At 71.2% G+C, this 6,214-nt stretch carries 7 protein-coding genes; 1 reads left to right on the top strand and 6 read right to left on the bottom strand.

The genetic code is table 11. From position 1 onward, the window contains the following. Window positions 1–93: 93 nt before the first annotated feature. The 4 genes from ACYVE9_RS10335 to ACYVE9_RS10320 all read right to left on the bottom strand — a co-directional run bounded on the left by ACYVE9_RS10335 (window position 94) and on the right by ACYVE9_RS10320 (window position 3,539). Window positions 94–807, bottom strand: a complete 714-nt coding sequence (locus ACYVE9_RS10335; RefSeq protein WP_461027473.1) for an alpha/beta hydrolase family protein — start codon at window positions 805–807, stop codon at window positions 94–96. Continuing rightward, window positions 804–2,015, bottom strand: coding sequence for a kynureninase (gene kynU / locus ACYVE9_RS10330; RefSeq protein ID WP_461027472.1), 1,212 nt, complete (start codon window positions 2,013–2,015; stop codon window positions 804–806). Before kynU ends, ACYVE9_RS10335 begins: the two co-directional genes overlap by 4 nt. Further along, window positions 2,008–2,823 carry a tryptophan 2,3-dioxygenase family protein gene (locus ACYVE9_RS10325; protein WP_461027471.1) on the bottom strand — a complete coding sequence of 272 codons (816 nt, stop codon included), beginning with the start codon at window positions 2,821–2,823 and terminating at the stop codon, window positions 2,008–2,010. The genes kynU and ACYVE9_RS10325 overlap by 8 nt, the downstream gene beginning before the upstream one ends. A gap of 284 nt (window positions 2,824–3,107) precedes the next feature. Further along, complete coding sequence (locus tag ACYVE9_RS10320) at window positions 3,108–3,539, bottom strand: DUF2000 family protein (protein WP_461027470.1); 432 nt, start codon at window positions 3,537–3,539, stop codon at window positions 3,108–3,110. 50 nt (window positions 3,540–3,589) lie between these two features. On the opposite strand from ACYVE9_RS10320, the gene ACYVE9_RS10315 reads away from it, so the two are divergent. Then, window positions 3,590–4,447 (top strand): helix-turn-helix domain-containing protein, encoded by an 858-nt coding sequence (locus ACYVE9_RS10315; protein ID WP_461027469.1) that lies wholly within the window; start codon window positions 3,590–3,592, stop codon window positions 4,445–4,447. On the opposite strand, the gene ACYVE9_RS10310 is transcribed toward ACYVE9_RS10315, so the two are convergent. Both ACYVE9_RS10310 and fbaA read right to left on the bottom strand, forming a co-directional pair. Further along, entirely contained in the window at window positions 4,440–4,853 is a 414-nt protein-coding gene (locus ACYVE9_RS10310) for a DUF3151 domain-containing protein (protein WP_461027468.1), read from the bottom strand. The genes ACYVE9_RS10315 and ACYVE9_RS10310 overlap by 8 nt on opposite strands. A gap of 156 nt (window positions 4,854–5,009) precedes the next feature. Continuing rightward, window positions 5,010–6,032 (bottom strand): class II fructose-bisphosphate aldolase, encoded by a 1,023-nt coding sequence (fbaA, locus tag ACYVE9_RS10305; protein WP_461027467.1) that lies wholly within the window; start codon window positions 6,030–6,032, stop codon window positions 5,010–5,012. Window positions 6,033–6,214: the final 182 nt, after the last annotated feature.

The raw sequence follows: 6,214 nt of genomic DNA, 5'->3' as shown, positions 1-6,214 counted from the left end.
CGACCTGCGCGTCCGCCCCGCCCGCCGGCCCGCGCGTCCGCCCCGCGCCCCGCCCCTCCCGAAGTGGGGGCGGGGACGGGACGTGGCGGGCGGCTATCTGCGGATCATGCTCACCAGGGTCTTGAACGCCGGCTTGGTGGGGATGAACGGGGTGAAGTGGCCGACGCCCGTCATGAGTTGCAGCCGGGCGCCCCAGTTGTTGACGTACCGGCGGGACAACTCGATCGGCACGTCCAGGTCGGCGGTGCCGTGCACCACCTCGACGGCCACGCGGGGCAGCAGCCGCATCGGGTCCGCCTCCGACATGTGCGCGGCGACGCCTTCCTGACCGCCGAGGAACTCGGCCACCGCGCCGTCGCTCAGCCCCATGTCGTAGGCCCGGGACAGGTCGGCGACCGGGGACACCGCGATCACCCGGTCCGCGGCGCGCTCCCGGGTGGCCGCCGCCCACAGGGCGAGCTGGCCGCCCGCCGAATGGCCCAGCAGTACCCGCGGCGGGCCGCCGAGGTGCGTGAGGGCGGCGTCCACGTCCTCAGCCGTCTGCGGCCAGCCGCCGCCACCGCCGATCCGCCGGTACTCGACGAGCTCGACGGAGAAGCCCTCCTCGCCCAGTGCGGCGGCGAACGGCGTCAGATAGGCGCGGTCGTAGCTCTGACGCCAGAAGCCACCGTGCAGGATCGTGACCCGCGGGCCGGTGCTCTTGCCGTGCCGGTCGATGACCTGCGCCGGATCGTCCCCGTACGCCTCCGTGCTGACCGGCTCCACCGGAGCCAACTCGGTCAGCAGCTTCCACTCGGCATCGCTCACCCGACGACCTCCCCCAGCACCCGTGCCGAGTGCTCGACATCGGTGAACGAGGTGTACAGCGGAGCGAACCCGAAGCGCAAGACGCCCGGCCGGCGGTGGTCACCGACCACACCACGGGAGATGAGTTCGGCCATCACCGGTTCGGCGTCCTCGCAGTGCAGCGAGATCTGGCTGCCGCGCCGGTGGTGCTCCCGGGGGGTGATGCAGTCGAGCCGGCCCGCCGGCGCGTAGGCGTCGACGCAGTCGAGGAAGAAGTCCGTCAGCGCCAGGGACTTGGCGCGCACGTCGGTGATGTCCACGCCCTGCCACACGTCGAGCGCCGCCTCCAGCGCCGCCATGGACAGGATGTCGGGCGTGCCCACGCGCCCGTTGCGCACGTCGCCCGCCGGCTCGTACGCCGATGTCATGCCGAAGGGCTCGCGGTGCGAGTTCCAGCCGGGCAGCGGCGAGTCGAAACCGGCCTGGTGCTCGCGGCGCAGGTAGAGGAAGGCCGGAGCGCCGGGACCGCCGTTGAGGTACTTGTAGGAGCAGCCGACGGCGAAGTCAAGGCCGTGCTCGTCCGCCCCGACCGGCAGCGCGCCGACGCTGTGGCAGAGGTCCGCGACGACGTAGGCGCCGGCGGCGTGCGCCGCGGCGGTGATCCCGGGCAGGTCGTGCAGTTCCCCCGTCCGGTAGTCGACCTGGTTGACGAGCACGGCCGCGGTACGCGGGCCGACCGCCGCGGCCAGCTCACCGGGCAGCACGCCCCGCACGGTGCGCCCGGTCATCCGGGCGGCGGACTGGGCGATGTATCCGTCGGTCGGGAAGGTCGCCACGTCCACCAGGACCTCGTCGCGCCCGGCGCCGTCCCGGCCCCGGGCGTCCGCGAGGCGCACGGCTCCGACCACGGCCTTGAACAGGTTGACGGACGTCGAGTCGCCGACGACGACCTGGCCCGGGGCCGCGCCGATCACCGGAGCGATCAGGTCGCCGACCCGTTCGGGCGCCTCCCACCAGCCGGACTCCGTCCAGGACCGGATGCGCAGCCTCCCCCACTCCCGGGCGACGACGTCCGCGAGCCGGTCGGGCACGTCCCGGGGCAGCGCGCCCAGTGAATTGCCGTCCAGGTAGACGACGTTCGGGGAGTCGTCGAGCACGAAGCGCTCCCGTACCCCGGCCAGCTCGTCCGTCTCGTCGAGGCGGGCCGCTTCCCGCTTGAGCTCAGACATGGCTGCGCGCCGTCCACAGCTCGGGGAACACGCTCTTGCCGGCCCGCTTCTCCAGCCAGGCCACGCCCGCGGAGCCGCCCGTACCGGTCTTTGCGCCCATCGCCCGCCGGGTGGCCACCAGGTGGTCGTTGCGCCAGCGCCACACCAGCTCGGCCACCTCCGTCAGTGCCTCGCCGAGCCGCACCAGTTCGCTGTCCTGGTCACCGTCGGCGTAGACGCGCGCCCAGGCGGCCTCCACCTCGGGGTCCGGCTCGTAGCGCTTCGTCAGGTCGCGGTTCACCGCGTGCTCCGGCACTCCGGCGCCCCGCCGGTGCAGGAAGCCCAGCACCTCGTCGTAGAGGCTCGGCTCGTGCAGCGCCTTCTCCAGCTCGTCGTGCACCCGCGGCGCGCCGCGGTGCGGGACCAGCATGGACGCCGACTTGTCCCCGAGCATGAACTCCATGCGCCGGTACATGGCCGACTGGAAACCGGACCCCTCACCGAGCGCCGAACGGTAGGAGTTGAACTGCGTGGGGGTGAGGTGCGCCAACGGCTCCCAGGAGGCGTTGAGCGACTGGAGTTCGTAGGTGGAACGCTTCAGTGCGGCCAGTGCGGTCGGCAGCTCGTCCTGTCTCAGCGCGTTGGCGGCGGTCTGCCACTCGTGCACGATCACCGTGAACCACAGCTCCATGACCTGCGTGGTCACCAGGAACACCATCTCGCCGGGGTCGTCCGACAGCGGGTGCTGGAGATGGGTGAGGACGTCCGCCTGCACGTAGTCCTCGTAGGGCGTCGTACCTGCGAAATCCAGGTTCGGGGTCTCCGACATCTAGGTCTCCTTGAGCGCTCGCCCGGGGTGGCCGGGCCTTCGGGCCGGCCCTTCCACGCGCCCGCGCACGCGCCGGGCGGGAAGGACACAGGCCTCGGCGCGATCATCTCTGCCGGAGTCCGCATCGGGCAAGAGCCGAGTGGCCCCACCCTCTCCCCGCCGGCTGCCGTTTCCGGTCCCGTGGTCCAGTGCCGCCGGCCACTCACGGTGACTTTCCGGGTTCTCCGCAAGAATACGCCCGACGCGGCGCCTCCCTACCGTCGCCGGAAAGCGCCGACGGATATTCAGGGATGCAGTCGCGCGCCTTTCAGGATTCGGTCCACGGCGTTGCGCGGCCCGTGCACGGCCATACCCGCCAGGTCCAGTCCCGTCGTCGGCACGGCCCGCACGGCGGCGCGGTTGTCCCGGTCGTTGCCGGTGCCGAACAGGTCCTGTGTGAACACCGACATGCGCACGTCCCTGGTCAGCGCCCTGGCGTGGGCGCGGGCCAGTGTCTCCGACGCGCCCTCGAAGACCAGTACCGGTTGCCGGAACATCGCCAGGTAGGTGACCTCGTCGGCGTCCCGGTACGGCTCGCCGACCACCTCGGGCGCGGACGTCCCCATTCCACTGACCAGGAATGCGGTGACGTTCAACCGCTGCCAGGTCCTGAGATCCTCGCGCAGCAGAACAGCGATCTTGTCGTCGAAACGAACGGGTGCTTTCTCGGATTCCATGATCGGAATTCTCGGCGAATCGCCGTACACCGGTCTTGTACGATCTTTGCATGTCCGTGCCCGAGGAAATCACCGCCTGGCAGCCGCCGGTCGCGGGCATCACCGAGGTCTTCCACGCCCGCTTCACGGCGCACGCGTACCCGATGCACACGCACGCCGCCTGGACGGTGCTGGTCGTCGACGCCGGCATGGTGACGTACGACCTCGACCGGCACCGGCACGGCACCCCGCGCCGGGCCGTCACCCTGCTGCCGCCGCACGTCCCGCACAACGGCCGCTCGGCCACCGACCACGGGTTCCGCAAGCGGGTGCTGTACCTGGAACCGGAACTTCTGGGTGAGGAACTGGTCGGGCCGGCCGTGGACAGTCCGGTGCTCGACGATCCGCTGCTGCGGGACCGGGTGCACCGGCTGCACGACTGCCTGCGCGAACCCGGTGACGAGTGGGAAGCGGAATGCCGGCTGGCCCTGGTCCGGGACCGCATCCGGCAGCACCTGCGGCAGGGCGGCGTTCCGGACGGCAGCAGCACGCCGGCGCGAGATCCCCGGCTCGCGCGGCTGCTGCGGGAGCTGATCGACGCGCACGTGGTCGGCGGGCTGACCCTCCGGGAGGCCGCGTCAGCGCTGAACGCCCACCCCAGTCACCTGGTGCGGGCGTTCAGCGGTGCGTTCGGCATGGCCCCGCACCAGTACCTCACCGGACTCCGGATCGACCGGGCCCGGCGGCTACTGCTCCGGGGTGTGCCCGCCGCCGAGGTGGCGACCACGGTCGGCTTCTACGACCAGGCGCACCTCGGGCGGCACTTCAAGCGGGTACTGGGCACCAGCCCGGGCCGTTTCGCCCGCACCGGGCAGGCGGTGCGGCCGGCATCCGGACGGGCGCGGACGCCCGGCCCCGAGGTCAGGTGAGGATGTCGGCAGCGGTGGGCGAGCTCTCCTTCAGGAACGTGGAGCAGCGCTCGTACTCCTCCTGCTCGCCGATGGCCTCCGCCGCGCGGGCCAGGGCGTGCAGGGACCGCAGGAAACCGCGGTTCGGCTCGTGCTCGAACGGGACGGGGCCGTGGCCCTTCCAGCCGCTGCGGCGCAGCGCGTCCAGACCGCGGTGGTAGCCGGTACGGGCGTAGGCGTAGGACGCGACGATCTGGCCGGCCTCGAAGGCGTCGTCCGCGAGCTGGGCCCAGGCCAGGGAGGAGGTCGGGTACTTCGCGGCGACCTCGGCGGGGGCCTTGCCCGAAGCCATCAGCTCGCGCGGCTCCGGGTCGTCGGGCAGGTGGGTGGGGGGCGGTCCCCCGAGCAGGTTCTCATGAGTGGCCATGCCCCCAGTGTGCCTTGTGCGGAACACGGAAAACCGCCCGCCCCGGTGGACTCGGGCGGGCGGTTTCCGGTGTACCGGGCCGCTGTCGGCCGCCCGGCCCGCCACTCGATCGAGTGACGGGCGGAGCAGCGGGACGAGCGGTGGGAGGCCGGCGCGCTACTTGAGCTTGGTGCCGGTGGAACGCAGGTCACCACAGGCCTTGACGATCCGCTGCGACATGGACTTCTCGGCCAGCTTGCCCCAGCTGCGCGGGTCGTAGACCTTCTTGTTGCCGACCTCGCCGTCGACCTTCAGCACACCGTCGTAGTTGCGGAAGACGTGGTCCACGATCGGCCGGGTGAAGGCGTACTGGGTGTCGGTGTCCAGGTTCATCTTCACCACGCCGTTCTCCAGCGCGGTGGCGATCTCCTGCTCGGTGGAGCCGGAACCGCCGTGGAAGACGAAGTCGAAGGGGCTCTGCTTGCCGTACTTGGCGCCCACGCCCTCCTGGAGGTCCTTCAGCAGCTCCGGGCGCAGCACCACGTTGCCGGGCTTGTACACGCCGTGCACGTTGCCGAAGGACGCGGCGAGCAGGTAGCGGCCCTTCTCTCCGAGGCCGAGGGCCTCGGCGGTGCGCAGCGCGTCGTCGACGGTGGTGTACAGCTCATCGTTGATCTCGTGGGTGACGCCGTCCTCCTCACCGCCGGTCGGGGTGATCTCGACCTCCAGGATGATCCTGGCGGCGGCGGCCGCGGCGAGCAGCTCCTGCCCGATGGTCAGGTTGTCGGCCAGGGTCTCCGCCGAGCCGTCCCACATGTGGGACTGGAACAGCGGGTTCTGGCCGGCGGCGACGCGCTCCTTGGAGACCTCGATCAGCGGGCGTACGTAGCCGTCCAGCTTGTCCTTGGGGCAGTGGTCGGTGTGCAGCGCGATGTTGACCGGGTACTTCTTGGCGACGATGTGCGCGAACTCGGCCAGCGCGACCGCGCCCGTGACCATGTCCTTGTCGTACTGGCCGCCCAGGAACTCCGCACCGCCGGTGGAGATCTGGACGATGCCGTCGCTCTCGGCCTCGGCGAAGCCGCGCAGCGCCGCGTGCAGGGTCTGCGTCGAGGTGACGTTGATGGCCGGGTAGGCGAACTTGCCTGCCTTCGCCCGGTCGAGCATCTCGTTGTAGACCTCGGGGGTTGCGATGGGCATCTGTCCGCTCCTTGTGAGACGTGCGGGTGTCCGCTGAGGTGATCCGCTGGGGCAAATGGGAAAGAATCAGCCCTGACCTTTGGGGGCGACGTCATCGTCGGCCCCATCCTCCCAGAACCTGCCGGATGCTCCAGACGGGCGGGCCGTCTGGAGCCGCCGCGACGCGCCGGTTTCACGTGAAA

The sequence above is a fragment of the Streptomyces sparsus genome, assembly GCF_054776295.1.
The sequence above is the reverse complement of the archived record's forward strand: the minus strand, read 5'-3'. Positions and strand labels throughout refer to the sequence as shown.